General features: G+C 37.6%; 17 protein-coding genes and 2 tRNA genes. 17 read left to right on the top strand and 2 right to left on the bottom strand.

The features are described 5' to 3' along the window. The first annotated feature begins 4 nt into the window (after window positions 1-4). The 16 genes from ACXAE4_RS01125 to ACXAE4_RS01050 all read left to right on the top strand — a co-directional run bounded on the left by ACXAE4_RS01125 (window position 5) and on the right by ACXAE4_RS01050 (window position 15,113). Window positions 5-382: a RidA family protein gene (locus ACXAE4_RS01125; RefSeq protein WP_013054863.1), complete on the top strand. Its 378-nt coding sequence runs from the start codon at window positions 5-7 to the stop codon at window positions 380-382. Window positions 383-537: 155 nt separating this feature from the next. Continuing rightward, on the top strand, window positions 538-828 hold the full coding sequence (gene spoVG / locus ACXAE4_RS01120; protein WP_013054864.1) for a septation regulator SpoVG: 291 nt from the start codon (window positions 538-540) through the stop codon (window positions 826-828). 194 nt (window positions 829-1,022) lie between these two features. Then, a complete protein-coding gene (glmU, locus tag ACXAE4_RS01115; protein ID WP_475235282.1) occupies window positions 1,023-2,402 on the top strand; it encodes a bifunctional UDP-N-acetylglucosamine diphosphorylase/glucosamine-1-phosphate N-acetyltransferase GlmU in 1,380 nt (459 codons plus the stop codon). A gap of 18 nt (window positions 2,403-2,420) precedes the next feature. Further along, window positions 2,421-3,374: a ribose-phosphate diphosphokinase gene (locus ACXAE4_RS01110; RefSeq protein WP_014462059.1), complete on the top strand. Its 954-nt coding sequence runs from the start codon at window positions 2,421-2,423 to the stop codon at window positions 3,372-3,374. Window positions 3,375-3,560: 186 nt separating this feature from the next. Then, entirely contained in the window at window positions 3,561-4,190 is a 630-nt protein-coding gene (locus tag ACXAE4_RS01105; RefSeq protein WP_028412640.1) for a 50S ribosomal protein L25/general stress protein Ctc, read from the top strand. Between the two features lie 139 nt (window positions 4,191-4,329). Beyond that, window positions 4,330-4,887, top strand: a complete 558-nt coding sequence (pth, locus tag ACXAE4_RS01100) for an aminoacyl-tRNA hydrolase (RefSeq protein ID WP_028412641.1) — start codon at window positions 4,330-4,332, stop codon at window positions 4,885-4,887. Window positions 4,888-4,946: 59 nt separating this feature from the next. Further along, window positions 4,947-5,177, top strand: coding sequence for an anti-sigma-F factor Fin family protein (locus ACXAE4_RS01095; protein ID WP_013054869.1), 231 nt, complete (start codon window positions 4,947-4,949; stop codon window positions 5,175-5,177). 69 nt (window positions 5,178-5,246) lie between these two features. Beyond that, window positions 5,247-8,777, top strand: coding sequence for a transcription-repair coupling factor (gene mfd, locus ACXAE4_RS01090; RefSeq protein ID WP_154990951.1), 3,531 nt, complete (start codon window positions 5,247-5,249; stop codon window positions 8,775-8,777). Window positions 8,778-9,026: 249 nt separating this feature from the next. Further along, on the top strand, window positions 9,027-9,563 hold the full coding sequence (gene spoVT / locus ACXAE4_RS01085; protein WP_028412643.1) for a stage V sporulation protein T: 537 nt from the start codon (window positions 9,027-9,029) through the stop codon (window positions 9,561-9,563). A gap of 229 nt (window positions 9,564-9,792) precedes the next feature. Beyond that, entirely contained in the window at window positions 9,793-11,397 is a 1,605-nt protein-coding gene (locus tag ACXAE4_RS01080) for a putative polysaccharide biosynthesis protein (RefSeq protein WP_475235276.1), read from the top strand. Window positions 11,398-11,409: 12 nt separating this feature from the next. Further along, on the top strand, window positions 11,410-12,870 hold the full coding sequence (gene yabN, locus ACXAE4_RS01075) for a bifunctional methyltransferase/pyrophosphohydrolase YabN (protein ID WP_154990953.1): 1,461 nt from the start codon (window positions 11,410-11,412) through the stop codon (window positions 12,868-12,870). A 20-nt stretch (window positions 12,871-12,890) separates the two neighbouring features. Then, complete coding sequence (locus tag ACXAE4_RS01070; RefSeq protein ID WP_013054875.1) at window positions 12,891-13,157, top strand: RNA-binding S4 domain-containing protein; 267 nt, start codon at window positions 12,891-12,893, stop codon at window positions 13,155-13,157. A 99-nt stretch (window positions 13,158-13,256) separates the two neighbouring features. Continuing rightward, window positions 13,257-13,562, top strand: coding sequence for a sporulation protein YabP (yabP, locus tag ACXAE4_RS01065; protein ID WP_013054876.1), 306 nt, complete (start codon window positions 13,257-13,259; stop codon window positions 13,560-13,562). Next, the gene (gene yabQ / locus ACXAE4_RS01060; protein WP_028412646.1) at window positions 13,559-14,182 is read left to right on the top strand and encodes a spore cortex biosynthesis protein YabQ; all 624 of its coding nucleotides are present in this window, start codon (window positions 13,559-13,561) and stop codon (window positions 14,180-14,182) included. The genes yabP and yabQ overlap by 4 nt, the downstream gene beginning before the upstream one ends. A 129-nt stretch (window positions 14,183-14,311) precedes the next feature. Next, window positions 14,312-14,557 carry an FtsB family cell division protein gene (locus ACXAE4_RS01055; protein WP_372780677.1) on the top strand — a complete coding sequence of 82 codons (246 nt, stop codon included), beginning with the start codon at window positions 14,312-14,314 and terminating at the stop codon, window positions 14,555-14,557. A gap of 88 nt (window positions 14,558-14,645) precedes the next feature. After that, a complete protein-coding gene (locus ACXAE4_RS01050) occupies window positions 14,646-15,113 on the top strand; it encodes a S1 domain-containing RNA-binding protein (RefSeq protein WP_013054879.1) in 468 nt (155 codons plus the stop codon). Window positions 15,114-15,234: 121 nt separating this feature from the next. Here ACXAE4_RS01050 and ACXAE4_RS01045 read toward each other — a convergent pair. Together ACXAE4_RS01045 and ACXAE4_RS01040 are read right to left on the bottom strand one after the other, a co-directional pair. Then, window positions 15,235-15,306 (bottom strand) — tRNA-Glu (locus ACXAE4_RS01045). A gap of 10 nt (window positions 15,307-15,316) precedes the next feature. After that, window positions 15,317-15,390, bottom strand: a tRNA-Met gene (locus ACXAE4_RS01040). A 312-nt stretch (window positions 15,391-15,702) separates the two neighbouring features. Between ACXAE4_RS01040 and spoIIE the strand changes: the two genes are divergently transcribed. Then, window positions 15,703-18,180, top strand: coding sequence for a stage II sporulation protein E (gene spoIIE, locus ACXAE4_RS01035; RefSeq protein WP_013054880.1), 2,478 nt, complete (start codon window positions 15,703-15,705; stop codon window positions 18,178-18,180). Window positions 18,181-18,200 lie beyond the last annotated feature (20 nt).

Here is an 18,200-nt window from a genome sequence, read left to right as displayed (position 1 = left end):
ACATATGTTACAGGTTCAAACAAAAAATGCACCGCAAGCTATTGGTCCATATTCACAGGGAATTGTTGTGAATAACTTGTTTTACAGTTCAGGTCAAATTCCACTTCGTCCAGATGGTACGTTGGTCGAAGGCGATGTTCAAGTACAAGCTACTCAAGTATTTGAAAATCTAAAAGCAGTTCTTGAAGAAGCAGGAGCTTCTCTAAATACAGTTGTAAAGGCAACCGTGTTCATTAAAGATATGAACGACTTCGCAGCATTAAATGAAGTCTATGGTGACTACTTCGGCGACCATAAGCCGGCACGTTCATGTGTAGAAGTAGCGAGACTACCTAAAGATGTACTTGTTGAAATTGAAGTTATTGCGCTTGTTAAAGGGTAATTAAATTAACAAATTTCTAACAAAAAGCAAGTAACTTCCAATTGTTCACTTTTTTTGCGAAAATTTTCTAAAAATTTTTTCTGAATAGCAGGAAAACACAAAATTCTGTGGAATTAAGTATGTAAAGCTTCGCATAGAAAAAGGTGGTGAACAAGATGGAAGTAACTGACGTAAGATTACGCCGCGTGAACACTGAAGGACGTATGAGAGCGATTGCTTCAATCACATTAGATGGTGAATTTGTTGTTCATGATATTCGTGTGATTGATGGTAATAATGGCTTATTTGTAGCCATGCCAAGTAAACGTACACCGGATGGTGAGTTCCGTGATATTGCACATCCAATCAATTCAAATACTCGCGGAAAGATTCAAGATGCTGTTTTAGCAGAATATCATCGTTTAGGTGAGGTAGAAGTTGAATTCGAAGAAGCGGGTGCTTCGTAAACATATGATACATTAAGAGTCTACTGAAAAGTAGGCTCTTTTCTTTTTGATTACCGCTTATATAATTTCACACCTTTGTAAAACTTTAGCATTACCAAAAAATAAAATTCATGACTTATAAATGATTCCTTGAAATGCTGTCATTTTTGATATAATATTCTTAATGGATAAAAAGGTAAAATTGGAGGCCTGTTATGTCAAAAAGATATGCAGTCATATTGGCAGCTGGTCAGGGTACACGTATGAAGTCATCTTTATATAAAGTGTTACACCCTGTGTGTGGCAAACCGATGGTGCAACACGTAATTGATCAGTTATCACGCTTAGATTTAACAAATTTAATTACAGTTGTAGGTCACGGTGCCGAAAAAGTGAAATCACATGTTGGAGATAAAAGCTTATTTGCTTTACAAGAAGAGCAGTTAGGAACAGCTCATGCAGTAATGCAAGCAGAATCTTTACTTGCACATGAAAAAGGTACGACAATTGTTGTATGTGGAGATACTCCGCTTATTACAGCTGAAACAATTGAATCTTTATTAAAGCATCATGAAGCAACAAATGCAATGGCAACTATTTTAACGGCTCATGCAGAAGATCCAACAGGATATGGACGCATCATTCGAAATGAACAAGGCTCTGTTGAAAAGATTGTTGAGCATAAAGATGCCACAGAACAAGAGCGTCTTGTACAGGAAATTAATACTGGTACGTACTGTTTTGATAATGAGAAATTATTTGAGACACTTTCAAAAGTTTCAAATGATAATGTACAGGGAGAGTACTATTTACCTGATGTTATCGAAATTCTAAAAAATGAAGGTCAAATTATTTCTGCATATCAAACATCCGATTTTGCTGAAACATTGGGCGTTAATGATCGATTTGCTCTGTCTCAAGCAGAAGAAACAATGAAAAAGCGTATCAACAAGCAGCATATGTTAAATGGAGTGACGATTGTGGATCCTTCTAACACGTACATTTCAGCAGATGCTGTCATTGGCAGAGATACGGTTATTTATCCTGGTACGGTTATTCAAGGAACAGTTGTAATTGGAGAGAACTGTGAAGTAGGACCTAACAGTGAAATTAAAGACTGCAAAATAGGTAATAATACTTCTATTCGCCATTCTGTTGCTCACGATAGTGAAATTGGTCACGAAGTCACAATTGGCCCATTTGCACATATTCGTCCTCAATCATTAATTGGAGATGAAGTGCGCGTAGGAAACTTTGTAGAAATTAAAAAAGCATCTTTTGGCAAAGGTAGCAAAGCTTCTCATTTAAGTTATATTGGAGACGCAGAGGTCGGAAAAGGTGTAAACTTAGGGTGCGGATTTATTACAGTTAACTACGATGGGAAAAATAAATTTTTAACAAAGATTGAAGATGGGGCATTCGTAGGATGTAACTCAAACTTAATTGCACCTGTAACAATTGGTGAAGGCGCCTATGTTGCAGCTGGTTCAACCGTAACGGATGATGTGCCAGGAAAAGCATTATCAATTGCTCGTGCGAAACAAGTAAATAAAGAAAACTATGCTGAAAAGCTTGATATTAATAAAAAATCCTGACGGAGGTTTCACAATAAAATGTCAAATGTATATGCTGATGAAAATTTAAAGTTATTTACGCTAAATTCAAACAAGGCTTTAGCTGAAGAGATCGCAAAAGTAATTGGTGTGGAATTAGGTAAATGTTCGGTTGATCGTTTCAGTGACGGTGAAATTCAAATTAACATTGAAGAAAGTATCCGTGGTTGTGATGTATTTATCATTCAATCAACAAGTGCTCCAGTTAACGAACACTTAATGGAATTATTAATTATGATTGATGCATTAAAACGTGCATCAGCTAAAACAATTAACATCGTTATGCCTTACTATGGCTATGCTCGTCAGGATCGTAAAGCTCGTGCACGTGAACCAATCACTGCCAAATTAGCAGCAAATATCATTGAAAAAGCGGGAGCTACTCGTATTATCACATTAGATTTACATGCTCCTCAAATTCAAGGTTTCTTCGATATTCCAATTGACCATTTAGTAGGTGTTCCAATTTTAGGTGAATACTTCAAGAGTAAAAACCTTGATGACGTTGTTGTTGTATCTCCGGACCACGGTGGCGTAACGCGTGCTCGCCGTTTAGCGGAACGTCTAAAAGCGCCGATCGCTATCATTGACAAACGTCGCCCACGTCCAAACGTAGCAGAAGTTATGAACATTGTTGGACAAGTGGAAGGGAAAACAGCAATCTTGATTGATGACATGATTGATACAGCTGGTACAATTACAATTGGTGCAAGTGCATTAATTGAAGCAGGTGCAAAAGAAGTATATGCTTGTTGTACACACCCAGTTCTTTCAGGCCCTGCGATTGAGCGTATTCAAAATTCTACAATCAAAGAGCTAGCTGTAACAAACTCTATTGCTTTAACAGAAGATAAGAAAATTGGTAAAGTAACAGAACTTTCGGTAGCTCCGTTAATTGGTGAAGCGATTATTCGTGTTCACGAAGAGCAATCAGTTAGTACGTTATTTGATTGATAAACAGAACCTCTTTCCATTTGGAAAGAGGTTTTTTTGAAAAAAATTAAATGGGCTAATCCTTGGTTTTAAAGGGATTTGGAAGGGATGAGCAAAGATATATTGCTGATTGAAACGAGTTTTATGTTTAGCAGCCTTCTAAAAAGGGTACATTTTAAGTAGAAAACATACTGGAAGGTGAATAAAATGAGTATTTCAATTCAAGCAAATAAAAGAACGGATTTCAAAAATTCTACAAATAGAAAAATTCGCGACGAAGGAAACTTCCCAGCGGTTGTTTACGGAAATAAAACAGAATCCACGCCTATTTACTTAAACAGTGCTGATTTTATTAAGACTATTCGTGAAGCAGGACGCAATGGAGTGTTAACATTACAAGTGGACAAGCAAAAATATTCCGTAATGTTACATGATATTCAAACCGATCCATTAAAAAACGAAATTGTCCACGCCGATTTCCAAGTGGTCGACATGAAGAAAGAAATTGATACTGAAGTTTCTTTATCTCTAGTAGGAGAAGCAAAAGGAACAAAAGAAGGCGGCGTATTACAGCAGTCTCTATATGAAATTTCATTAAAAGGCTTGCCGCAAGATATCCCATCATCTATTGATGTAGATGTATCAGATTTGGGAATTAACGATACAATTACAGTAGGGGATATTAAGGTAGATAAAAAGCTAGAAATTACGCATGATGCAGAAGATACAGTTGCTTCTGTACTACCTCCTCAACAGGAAGAAGAGCCGGATAGCGGCGAAGTTCAGGATGCTGAAGGCGACGTTGAAGCAACAAAAGAAAAAGATAGCGAAGAATAATATAAAAAGACGTAACCAAAAGGTTACGTCTTTTTGTGTGAATTGATTATAATAAAAGTGATACTATATAGTAATGTAAAACATTAAAGACATTTACCTATTATGTACAACTTACATAGAGTGGAAAGGAGTATCTATTTTGAAATTAATCGTTGGTTTAGGGAATCCTGGAAAAGAATATGACCGTACTCGTCATAACATAGGATTTATGGCAATTGATAAAATTGCCGAACAGTTTATGATTTCATTAGATAAAACAAAGTTTAACGGAATATATGGAACAGGTATAATAAGAGGAGAAAAAGTCATATTATTAAAGCCTCTAACATATATGAATTTATCAGGAGAAAGTATTCGCCCGTTAATGGACTATTTTGATATAGACGTCGAAGACTTGCTTGTTATTTACGATGACTTAGATTTACCGTGCGGAAAAGTAAGATTGCGTACAAAAGGAAGTCCAGGCGGCCACAACGGAATAAAATCAATTATTCAGCATTTAAAAACCCAAGAGTTTAACCGAATTCGTATTGGGATTGATCGTCCGAAAAACGGTATGAAAGTAGTTGACTATGTACTAGGGCGCTTTACAGAAGATGAAATGGTTCATATGGAAGAAGCGATGAAAACGTCTGTGCACGCGAGTGAAGACTTTTTAGGTCAAACGTTCTTAGAAGTAATGAATCGCTATAATTAAGCAGAATAAAATTTCTCTCAATCGTCCATACTAACACTAAAAGATTTGGGAGGATTTGTATGTCTATTCATTATTTCTGTAGACATTGTGGCGCAAAAGTCGGTATGATAGAAAAGACAGCTCACAATACAGAAGCACTCGGTTTTAATCACCTGACCGCAGATGAACGAAAAGACTTTATTCACTACCATAATAGTGGAGACATCGTGGTTAAAATTATTTGTGAAGACTGTCAAGAAGCGCTAGAACGAAATCCAGACTATCATCAGTACGAAACATTTATACAATAAAAAGCTTTGGTCTCAAACCAAAGCGTTTTTCTGTTTAGTTTAGACATATCATGGGAGGAGGGAATTCCTTTGCGAGGGATTAGACAGCAATTTGAAGAAAATAAAGAAATTGGAGCTGTTGTCAGCAGTTTAGAAGAAGGTTTGAAAGAACAGTTAGTAACGGGAATTTCCGGTTCAGCTCGATCTGTATTAATGGCACTCTTAAATGAGGATAAAAAATACCCCTTATTAGTAGTGACTCATAATTTATATCAAGCCCAAAAAGTGTATGAAGACCTTTTGCACCTTTTACCGGAAAAAGACGTTTTCTTATACCCTGTTAACGATTTAGTTGCTACAGAAGTGGGGATTGCAAGTCCAGAATTAAAGGCTCAGCGAATTGAAGTACTCAATTATTGGAGTCAACATACAGGTGGAGTAGTTGTAACCCCGCTTGCAGGAATTCGAAAGCTGCTGCCTCCTAAAGCAAGATGGGAGCAAACGCAGCTGCCGTTTCAAATGGGAATTGACATCGACGTTGATCATTATTTAAAAAGGTTAGTTGAGTTGGGTTATGAGCGGGCATCGATGGTTTCAGCTCCGGGTGAGTTTAGTGTGCGCGGAGGAATCATTGATATTTATCCGTTAACAGAAGAGCTACCTGTCCGAATTGAACTATTTGATACCGAGATCGATTCCATTCGTACTTTTACAATTGAGGATCAACGCTCTCAAGAACAGTTAAAAGAAATTTCAATCGGCCCTGCTACGGAAATCATTGTGAGCCAAAATGAAGTGGCCCAAGGAATTGAAGAACTAGAAGCACAGCTGGCTTCGACGCTGCAGCAAGTGAAAAACGCAGCGCTAAAAGCTACCTTAACAGAAAATATTAAAGGTGAAATCGAACAGCTGCGTCAAGGTCAACTTCTTGAAAATATGTTCAAGTATTTATCATTCTTTTACGAATCGCCTGCTAGTTTACTAGATTATTTACCAGAAGGTGGCCTTGTCATCTTTGATGAAACAACTCGAATTCAAGAGACGTCTGATCAGCTTGAAACAGAGGAAGCTGAATGGATAACAGAATTATTAGGACAGGGGCAAATTGTTCGAGATGTTCAATTATCTCATAAGCTCCCATCTCTTATTCAGCGAGCAAAACATCAGTTTTTATACTTATCGTTATTTTTGAAGCACGTATCGTATACGAGTCCGCAAAATATTATTAATATTTCATGTAAGCAGATGCAGCAGTTTTACGGCCAAATGAACTTATTAAAAAGTGAAATTGAACGTTGGAAAAATGCTAATTATACGGTAGTCCTCTTAGGAGCAGATAAAGAGCGCGTGAAAAAACTCGAAGGGGTGCTAGCAGATTATGATATTGATTCATCTATTTTAGATGGAAATGGTCAGCTTGTGCCAGGTCTTGTTCAAATTATTGAAGGCGATTTACAAATGGGCTTTGAACTGCCGATGCAAAAATTAGCAGTTTTAACCGAGGAAGAATTGTTTAAAAAACGGATCAAGAAATCAAAGCGGCGTCAAAAGCTTTCCAATGCAGAGCGTATTAAAAGCTATTCAGAGTTAAACGTAGGTGACTATGTCGTTCACGTGAACCACGGTATTGGCCGTTATTTAGGAATGGAAACGTTAGAGATTAACGGTAATCATAAAGATTATATCCATATCAAATATGAAGGCTCTGACAAGCTGTACGTTCCTGTTGAACAGATTGATCAAGTACAAAAATATGTAGGCTCTGAAGGGAAAGAGCCAAAAGTATATAAACTTGGCGGAAATGACTGGAAGAAAGTGAAACGAAAAGTTGAGTCTTCTGTTCAAGACATCGCTGATGACTTAATTAAACTGTATGCAGAGCGCGAAGCAAGTAAAGGTTATGCATTTTCCCCGGATGGCGATTTACAGAGAGAATTTGAAACAGCTTTCCCTTATCAAGAAACCGAAGATCAGCTTCGTTCTGTACAAGAAATTAAAAAGGATATGGAACATGAAAGACCAATGGATCGTCTGCTTTGTGGGGACGTTGGATACGGAAAAACGGAAGTAGCCATTCGTGCTGCGTTTAAAGCTGTGACAGATGGAAAACAAGTGGCTATTTTAGTGCCAACCACTATTTTAGCTCAGCAGCATTATGAAACCATCCGTGAGCGTTTTCAAGACTATCCAATCAATATAGGGCTGTTGAGCCGCTTTCGCAGCCGTAAACAGCAGCAGGAAACAATTAAAGGGCTAAAAAACGGGACCGTAGATGTAGTGATTGGTACACATCGTTTACTATCTAAAGACGTGATTTATAAAGATTTAGGGTTGTTAGTTATCGATGAAGAGCAACGTTTTGGTGTAACGCACAAGGAAAAAATCAAACAAATGAAAGCAAACGTTGATGTCCTTACACTTACAGCAACACCTATTCCACGAACATTACATATGTCTATGTTGGGCGTAAGGGATTTGTCTGTTATTGAAACGCCGCCTGAAAATCGTTTTCCGGTTCAAACATATGTAGTGGAGTATAATCCGGTTCTAGTTCGTGAAGCGATTGAGCGTGAGTTAGCGCGTGATGGCCAAGTTTACTTTTTATATAATCGCGTAGAAGATATTGAACGAAAAGCAGAAGAAATTTCGATGCTCGTGCCTGATGCTAGGGTAACGTATGCCCACGGAAAAATGAATGAAACAGAACTCGAAGCGGTTATCTTAAGCTTTTTAGAAGGCGAATATGATGTGATTGTGAGTACAACTATTATCGAAACAGGAGTAGATATTCCAAATGTAAATACGCTCATTGTCAACAATGCTGATAAGATGGGATTATCACAACTGTATCAATTAAGAGGACGCGTAGGTCGTTCAAATCGCGTGGCATATGCGTACTTTACGTATCATAAAGACAAAGTACTGACAGAAGTAGCTGAAAAGCGTCTGCAAGCTATTAAAGAATTCACCGAATTAGGTTCTGGTTTTAAAATTGCTATGCGTGATCTTTCAATACGTGGCGCCGGAAACCTACTGGGTGCTCAGCAGCATGGATTTATCGATTCTGTCGGTTTCGATCTCTACTCACAAATGCTTAAAGAAGCGATAGAGGAAAGACGCGGGTCTGACGGAGAAAGTGTGAAATTTAATGTGGAAATGAATCTGGACTTAGACGCGTATATCCCTGATCAGTACATTACAGACGGCCGCTTGAAAATTGAGATGTATAAGCGCTTTAGAGGAATTGAAGCACTAGAGGATATTCAAGAATTGCAAGATGAAATGATTGATCGTTTTGGGGAGTATCCGGCTGAGGTTGAGTATTTGTTTAAAGTAGCTGAAACAAAAGTATATGCAACGCAGAACCTAGTAGAATCTATTCTTCAGTCAAAACAAGAAATTTCTATTCTGCTTTCTGAAGAAGCGAGCTCAACGATAGACGGCCAAAAATTATTCATGCTAGGTGATCAATTTGGCAGAATGGTCAGCTTAGGTATGGAAGGCAAGAAAGTAAAATTAGTGGTTAACGTAAAAGGACTTGCTCAAAAAGAATGGCTCAATATTGTGTATCAGTTAGTAAAAGGAGTAGCCACTGTTAAAAAAGAACAAGTTATGAATTAAAAAGAAGGCTCATTTTTGAGCCTTCTTTTTATATAGCCGAAATAAAAATGTCCAAATCCCCATGTTTTGGCGGTTTTTTGGACATTTTTTTAATAAAAGCACACTTTTTAACAAAAAAAGAGATGGTTGGTGAATAGAAGTTGTAGAGTGAAGAATACTAACCTCAACAAAGGTGAACCTTTTATCATATAGCCATCAGTGATATTCACCAACTATTTTAATCATCATATGAAAGAGAGGCTTCAATGAATGAAAGCAACAGGTATTGTTCGTCGTATTGATGATTTGGGTCGCGTTGTGATTCCAAAAGAAATTAGAAGAACACTTCGCATCCGAGAGGGAGACCCGCTAGAGATTTTCGTCGATCGCGATGGAGAAGTTATTTTAAAGAAATATTCGCCAATTAGTGAATTAGGAGATTTTGCAAAAGAGTATGGCGAAGCGCTATACGATAGCTTAGGTCATCCTGTACTTATTTGTGACCGCGATGTATTTATTGCGGTAGCAGGAAGCTCTAAAAAAGAATACTTAAATAAAAACATTAGTTCTTTAGTAGAATCTGTTATGGAAAGCCGCAGTTCTTCTTTAGTAACTGATGGGAAAAACCTTGAATTTGTCGATGGATACGAAGAAAATATTTCTTCTTACACAATCGGTCCGATTATTGCAAATGGAGATCCGATTGGAGCTGTTGTCATCTTCTCAAAAGAGAAGTCTCTTGGTGAAGTAGAGCATAAAGCAGCCGAAACGGCAGCTAGCTTCTTATCTCGTCAAATGGAGCAGTAAGCGTAATTATCTTTATTTTACATTATTTACTGAAAAGGTAGCAGTTTCTGCTACCTTTTTTCATGCTGTCTTACCTTAGAAATAAAGAGAACATGATATAATGGTACGGTATTTTATTTATTGGAAAGTGCAGGATGTTTTATAAGAACAAAGCGCTATTCTTCTACAGTTAGCGGCTCATAAAAAGCGTTGTTCACATAATTACAAGCTGCAGGTGAAAGGTGTAGGAATGCAGAAACAATCAAAGCTCTATTCTATTTTTAACGGCGCGATTATTTTAACGCTCGCAGGTTTATTTACGAAAATCTTAAGTGCTACTTACCGTATTCCATATCACCATATTGCGGGAGATATAGGGTTTTATATCTATCAGCAAGTTTATCCGCTATATGGAATTGCGCTACAGCTAGGTACATACGGTTTCCCTGTAATTATTTCAAAGTTAGTAGCCGATTATGTGGCAACAAATCGGAGAAAGGAAATCCGAGGAATACTTCAAGTTTCATTTGCTTTTTTGTTTGTAGTAGGCTGCATAATGTTTTCCCTCCAATATATCTTTGCAGAAACGATTGCCGAGTGGATGGGAGATCGTCAGTTAACGCTTCTCATTCAAATTATTTCATTTTCGTTTTTACTTATTCCGTTTATTGCTGTCATTCGTGGTTATTATCAAGGATTATATAATATGTTTCCTACTGCGTTGTCTCAAATCGCAGAACAAATTGTTCGAGTAGGGACTATTTTGTGCCTATCTATTTTCTTTATCCACCATGGGTATGGTCCTTATACTGCAGGAGCAGGAGCTATTTTTGGTTCCATAACAGGCGGTATAACATCTCTTATTATTTTATGTTTATTTGTTTTTAGAACAAAGACAAATTCTAAGGGAGTATTTCAACGCATAAAAAAAGCAGACATCAAAAAAGTAGTGAAAATCCTTATTATTCAAGGTTTATTAATTTGTATCAGCGCTATGGGTCTGCTGTTTATTCAGCTTATTGATTCCTTTACATTATATTCCGGCCTGACGGCGCATGGCATGGCTGAACAGGCAGCAAAAGTTTCAAAAGGTATTTATGACCGTGGACTTCCGTTGATTCAATTAGGTACAGTAGTAGGTACAGCTTTTTCACTTTCACTTGTACCCGTTATTTCTTCAGCCATTGCGAAAAAGAACTTGTCATTTGTGCTTGAAAAAGTTCAGCTGTCTCTCCGACTATCGCTTGTAGTCGGAGTTGGAGCAGCCTTTGGCTTGATTGCGCTGATGAAACCCATTAATATGCTTTTATATAGTAACTCCGACGGAACGGACGTTTTACAAATTTTGAGCTTGTTAGTTATATTTACAACCGTAGCAGCAACTGCTGGAGCTGTGCTTCAGGGGATGGGAGCTGTTTTCGCACCTGTAATAGCCGTCATTGCTGGCATGACGGTTAAACTGATATTGAATCTTTGGCTAATACCAGATTTTCAAACCATAGGAGCAGCCATTGCTTCCTCAGCTGGATTCGCTATTGTTGCAGCAATCAATCTATTTTGTCTGTATAAAAAGCTAGCTGTATCGCTCGTTCCGAAAAAGGCGAGTAGAGGTATTTTTATAACGGGCATAGCAATGGTCATTCTTTTGCAAAGCTATTTATTTTGTTTACATCACTTTGTATGGTCTAATGGTTTAGATACAAGCAAACAAGTGGTTGAAACAGGATTTGGTGTTTTAATAGGCGGTTTGTTTTATTTGTTTATCATTATGAAACAACATATTTTTACCGAAGAGGAATTACGTTTACTTCCAATTGGAAGTGTTTTAGCTAAATACGTATTAAAAAATAAATAAGAAGGTGAAGCAATGACAGGTAAAGTAACAGTTATTGGTTTAGGAGCAGGCGATTTAGAGCAGCTACCCGTAGGCATCTATCGCTTGCTGCAGCAGGAAAAGCATATTTATATGCGCACAAAAGAACATCCTGTAATCAAAGAATTAGAAAGTGAAGGCTTGACGTACGTATCCTATGATGACGTATACGAATCTTATGATGGATTTGAAGAGGTATATGAACATATATCAAATGATTTAATCGATAAAGCTTCAGTAGAAGAAGTGGTGTATGCCGTTCCCGGGCATCCTTTAGTGGCAGAACGTACGGTTCAATTACTTTTACAAAAAGGAAAAGAACGCAGCATTCCTGTTGAAATTAAAGGGGGACAAAGCTTCTTAGATCCAATTTTTGGCGCACTAAAGATCGATCCTATTGAAGGATTTCAGCTGCTAGACGGAACAGACTTAAAGCGAAGCGAAATAGAGTTAACGGGTCATATTCTAATTGCTCAAGTGTACGATCAGTTCGTTGCTTCAGAGGTAAAACTAACGCTGATGGAACACGTTCCTGATGATTACCTCGTTTACATTGTAACGGCAGCGGGAAGCAGTGAAGAAAAAATCCAGCCGGTCAAGCTGTATGAATTAGATAGAGAAATGTCGCTCAATAACTTAACGACTATTTATGTCCCTCCAGTAGCGGACGAAACGGTTTTATACCATCAATTTGACTCATTCAGAAGGATTATTGCCACGCTCAGAGGGCCAAACGGATGTCCTTGGGATCAAAAACAAACGCATGAATCGCTCAAGCGCTATTTGCTAGAAGAGTCTTATGAGTTATTAGATGCAATTGACCGTCAAGATGACGATAATATGATTGAAGAGCTCGGTGATGTATTGCTGCAGGTATTGCTTCATGCACAAATCGGTGAAGATGAAGGAATGTTTTCAATTGATGACGTCATTCGCAGTGTTTCAGAGAAAATGGTAAGACGCCATCCGCATGTATTTGGGGAAGTGAGCGTGAATGATGCAGATGAGGTCTTAAAAAATTGGGATGAAATCAAAAAAGAAGAAAAAGGAGAGGAGCCTTCTTCTCTGTTAGCTTCTGTACCTGGGGCTATGCCTTCTTTAATGAAAGCGCACGGATACCAAAAACAAGCTGCAAAAGTTGGTTTCGATTGGTCAGAAGTTGAACCTATGTGGGAAAAAGTACAGGAAGAACTTGCTGAATTCCAAGATGAAGTACAGCATGCTGATAAAGAAAAAATGAGCGATGAATTTGGAGATATTTTATTTGCTTTAGTGAATATTGCAAGATTTTATAAAATCGACTCTGAAGCTGCATTAGCTAAAACGAATACAAAATTTTTAAATCGATTTCAATATATTGAAGAAAAAGTGAGAGCTTCTGAAAAACCATTTGAATCTTTTTCGTTAAAAGAGTTAGATGAATTTTGGGAAGAAGCCAAAAAAACAGGTTTGTAAAACAGAAAGGTGAGGGAATTATGAGGTTAGATAAATTTTTAAAAGTATCACGTTTAATTAAGCGCCGTACATTGGCAAAAGAAGTATCAGACAAGGGCCGTATTACGATTAATGGTATCGTTGCAAAAGCAAGCACAAATGTGAAAGTAGGAGATGAATTAGCCATCACATTTGGCACGAAGAAAATTACCGTTAAAATAGAGGCTCTTCAAGAAGCAGCTAAAAAAGAAGAAGCAGCTAATTTGTACTCAATTGTCAAAGAAGAGCGTATTTCATCTGAAGTATAACTGATGAAGGCTTGTTCTAAATCACCTTTCTCATTCATATGTTTTAAACAACAGATAACAAGAGCGAATGCTCTTAATGAATGAGGTGGGGATGAAGATATGAGCCAATTTTATGAAACAAGCAATTCAAACAAAGACCATACTCCAAATCATGATTTAGTGATGAAGGGTCGGCGTCTCTTAGATATCACGGGTGTGAAGCAGGTAGAGAGCTTTGACAATGAGGAATTTTTACTTGAAACAGTGATGGGTTTCTTGTCAGTTAGAGGGCAAAATCTGCAAATGAAAAATTTAGACGTTGATCAAGGAATTGTATCGATAAAAGGAAAAATCTTTGATATAGTTTACTTAGATGAGAACCAATCGGAGAAGGCTAAAGGATTCTTTAGTAAGTTGTTTCGATGAGTTTAAACATTCAGCTCTATACAATGCTTGCGATGGTATCGATGGGAAGCGGTTTAGGTGCTTCTCTCGATACTTATCGTTACTTTGTTAATCGCTCTAAATCACGCCCATGGTTTGTATTTGTAAATGACGTATTGTTTTGGATGGTGCAAGCTCTTCTCATTTTTTATGTGTTGTTTTTAGTGAATGAAGGAGAACTGCGTTTGTATGCGTTTCTTGCTTTGTTTTGCGGCTTTGCCGCGTATCAAAGCTTATTTCAATCACTGTATTTAAAAGTATTAACATTTACTGTCTCGAGCGTATTAAGTTTATATCGAGGTGTTTTAACGCTTAGTAATATTTTTTTGGTCAAGCCTATCCGCTTCTTTATTCATATTCTACTTGTAGTCGCTTTAGGGATCTACCGAGCTGTTCATAAGCTGCTCGTATTCTGTCTAAAGCTTATTTACTTACCGACTAGGTGGGTTCTTTTCGTATTTTGGAGAATGATGCCTAAACCTGTAAAACGATTTTTACATATGGGTTTTCGGTATATAGAAGGAATTTACAATCGTGCAAAGAATATGATAATGAGAGTCGTTGCATGGGTGAACACTTTAAAAAACAAGGGGGACGACTAATTCAATGAGTGCGGTACGAAAAAAAAGGTCGCGAAGTTAAATACTGATTATAGCCATAAACAAGAACAAATTAAACAAAATACAGATCGAAAGCGTATCGGTTTAATTAGGCGTTTGACTGTTTTCGGAGTGTTGGCCTTAATCATTGGTGGATTGATGGTATCAGCTTTAATTACGCAAACCTCAGCTATTGAGAACAAAAAAGCTGAGAAGGTAAAATTAGAACAGCAGCTGACAAAATTACAAAGCAAGCAAAAACAGTTAAAAGGTGAAATCGTCAAGTTAAATGACGATGATTATATTAAAAAGATTGCCCGCAGAGATTATTTTTTATCAGAAGACGGGGAAATTATCTTTAATGTAAAAAAAGACTAAACGTATGGTTCGTTGACAGTGTATTTTTGCTTTTTGTATAATATAATAAATTGATTTCTTTTATCATTTAAGGAGGAGCATTTTTTTTATGTCAATCGAAGTAGGCAGCAAGTTACAGGGAAAGGTAACAGGTATTACGAACTTTGGAGCTTTTGTTGAGTTACCAGGAGGTTCAACAGGCTTGGTTCATATCAGTGAAGTAGCTGATAATTACGTAAAGGACATTAACGACCATTTAAAAGTGGGCGACGAAGTTGAAGTCAAAGTAATTAACGTTGAGAAAGATGGTAAAATTGGTCTTTCAATTAAGAAAGCGGTAGACAAACCAGAACGTCCAGAAAGACCAGAGCGTCCTGCAAGAGCGCCACGCTCAGACCGTCCACGTGATTCACGCCCACAACGTAATAACAATCGTGGTGGCGGTAATGATTTCCGTACAAAAGAAACATTCGAACAAAAAATGAATCGTTTCTTAAAAGACAGTGAAGAACGTTTATCTTCCCTAAAACGCCATACCGAATCAAAACGCGGTGGACGCGGTGCAAAACGCGGTTAACTTGCTGCTTATATCAAATAGATAGCGAGTTTTTGGAAAGTACCTTTTATCTAAAAGGTGCTTTTTTTATATGTAAAAAAGAGTAGAAAAAAAGCATGTACTTGTTGTACATGCTTTTTGATGACCCGTACGGGATTCGAACCCGTGTTACCGCCGTGAAAGGGCGGTGTCTTAACCGCTTGACCAACGGGCCGTTATTCGAGTAGCGGCGGAGGGGATCGAACCCCCGACCTCACGGGTATGAACCGTACGCTCTAGCCAGCTGAGCTACACCGCCATTATACGTTCTCTAAAAGACATTTATAATAATATAAAAAAGCAGGGTTATTGTCAATAACTTTTTTGTTATTTTTATAGACTTTTATTTGCTTTTAAAAAAGAATGATGAGCATAGGCTTTCTCTGGGGCGAACAGTATCTCTCATATTTTTTAAATCTCCATGTAAGATTGTACATCTTTTTGTATAGTTTTCAATATAATACTAGAAAATAGTCGAACGATTATAGGTATTTTGCTAGTCCGTTTGACAAAATTTCACCTTTCGCCGCGATATAATAACGAATAAGTATAATTAGCGGGTGGTGGGAGAATGCAAAAGACGGAAAGAGATTTTGCAAGTCCAACAACAGAGGCGGTATTTAACCGAACTAGATTAGAAATGTCCCGTGTATTTACAAAGGCGGGTATGAAAACGGAAAAGGTGTTATTTCAATGGGGATTATTGCTGCTAGTCGTAGGTTTCTTATTAGGACGAGCGTTAATTTTAATGAAAATCATGCCATTTGCTTTGCCATTCTTTGCAGCCGTAATGGCTATAAAGAAAGAAAAAGCACCGTTAGCAAGTTTAGCCGTATTGGCAGGGGCATTTAGTGTTTCCATTCAAAATGGAGGTACCGTATTTGCTACACTATTTGTTTTCTTACTAATTCATCGATTTAGCGGCATACTGACAATGGATCCGTTAAAGAAACTGCCGTTCACTGTATTTAGCGCGATGTTACTTACAAAACTAACTATTTTTTATGTGTTTACCAAGGAATTCACCATGTATGATTTTACATTTGTGGCAGTAGAAGCAGGGTTGAGCTTTATCTTAACAATGATTTTCCTACAAAGCGTGCCTTTAATTTCATATCGAAAGCGAAAACAATCATTAAAAACAGAAGAAGTGATTTCTCTTATTATTTTGTTGGCATCTGTTATGACAGGGACAATAGGGTGGATGATTTACGGCCTTTCGGCTGAACATATATTATCTCGTTACTTAGTACTAGTTTTTGCGTTTGTATCTGGCCCTACGATAGGAGCTACGGTCGGGGTCGTAACCGGTTTAATTTTAAGTTTCGCGAATGTTTCTAGTTTGTACGAAATGAGTTTACTCGCTTTTTCTGGCTTGCTTGGAGGACTTTTAAAAGACGGTAAAAAGCTAGGGGCAGCTCTAGGGCTGGTTGTTGGTTCATTGCTAATTGGCCTATATGCTCAGGCAGATCAAGGATTGACGACTAATTTGTATGAATCACTGACGGCCGTTGTCCTATTTTTATTAACCCCATCTTTTGTTTTGAAAAACTTAAGTAAACTAGTACCAGGGACATCTGAAAATATGCTTGAACAACAGCAGTACGTGCGTAAGATCCGAGATGTAACAGCAAATCGCGTAGAACAGTTTTCAAATGTTTTTCAAGCACTTTCCAAAAGCTTTACGCAAAATGGATTTTACGATGAAAAGCCAAGCGCTGATAAAGAAGTTGATTATTTCTTAAGCAGCGTTACCGAAAGGACGTGCCAATTTTGTTTTAAAAAAGAACAATGCTGGGCACAGCAGTTTGATACAACCTATGAATATATGAAGGAAATTATGCTTGAAGTTGATAATGGCACTCTTGAACAAAATCCAAGGCTAATTCGAGAAATGGACAAACATTGCGTGAAATCGAAAAAAGTCATCGATGTGATTGAGCATGAACTTACGTATTTTAAAGCCAACCAGCACTTAAAAGCACAAATTCAAGAAAGTAGAAGGATTGTAGCAGAACAGCTTCACGGTGTCTCTGAAGTCATGGGGAATTTTGCAAAAGAAATTAAGCGAGAGCGCGAAAATTTAAATGTACAAGAAGAACAGATTTTAGAAGCTCTTCGTAACTTTGGGATGGAAATCAATCAAATTGAAATTTATAGCTTAGAACCTGGAAATGTAGATATTGAAATGTGGGTGCCATATTGTCACGGAAGAGGAGAATGCGAGAAAATTATTGCGCCAATGCTTACGGATATTTTAGGTGAAAGTATTGTAGTAAAGAACGAAGAATGTGCTAAATATCCTCAAGGCTATTGCCACGTTTCGTTTGGCTGTACAAAAGCATACGTTGTTGATACAGGCGTAGCACATGCTGCTAAAGGCGGAGGGTTTGTATCCGGTGACAGCTATTCCATGATTGAGCTAAACGCCGGTAAGTATGCACTAGCTATTAGTGATGGCATGGGAAATGGAGAGCGTGCCCACTATGAAAGCAGCGAAACGCTTCAGCTGTTAAAACAAATTTTACAAACAGGAATAGAAGAGACAATTGCAATCAAATCGATTAACTCTATTTTATCCCTGCGTACAAACGATGAGATCTTTTCGACCTTAGATTTAGCGATGATTGATTTACAAGATGCCAATGTAAACTTCTTGAAAATCGGTTCTACGCCAAGCTTCATCAAACGCGGAGATAAGGTTATTAAAATACAGGCAAGCAATTTGCCAATGGGCATTATTGAAGAATTTGAAGTGGATGTTGTGAATGAACAAATGAAGGCGGAAGACTTGTTAATTATGATGAGTGACGGTGTATTTGAAGGACCGAAACACGTTGAGAACTACGAAATGTGGATGAAGCGAAAAATTGGCGAGCTTCAAACAAACGATCCACAAGAAATTGCAGACTTAATTATGGAAGAAGTTATTCGAACAAAATCAGGTTTAATTGAAGATGATATGACGGTAGTTGTGGCAAAACTTCAGCACAATACCCCGAAATGGTCATCGATTCCTTCTTACGCTTATCGTAAAAAAGCACAATAGTTAGATAGAAGTATATTTTA

The sequence above is a fragment of the Priestia sp. ABM2_011 genome (assembly GCF_056158845.1).
This window is presented reverse-complemented; position numbering and strand designations above follow the sequence as displayed.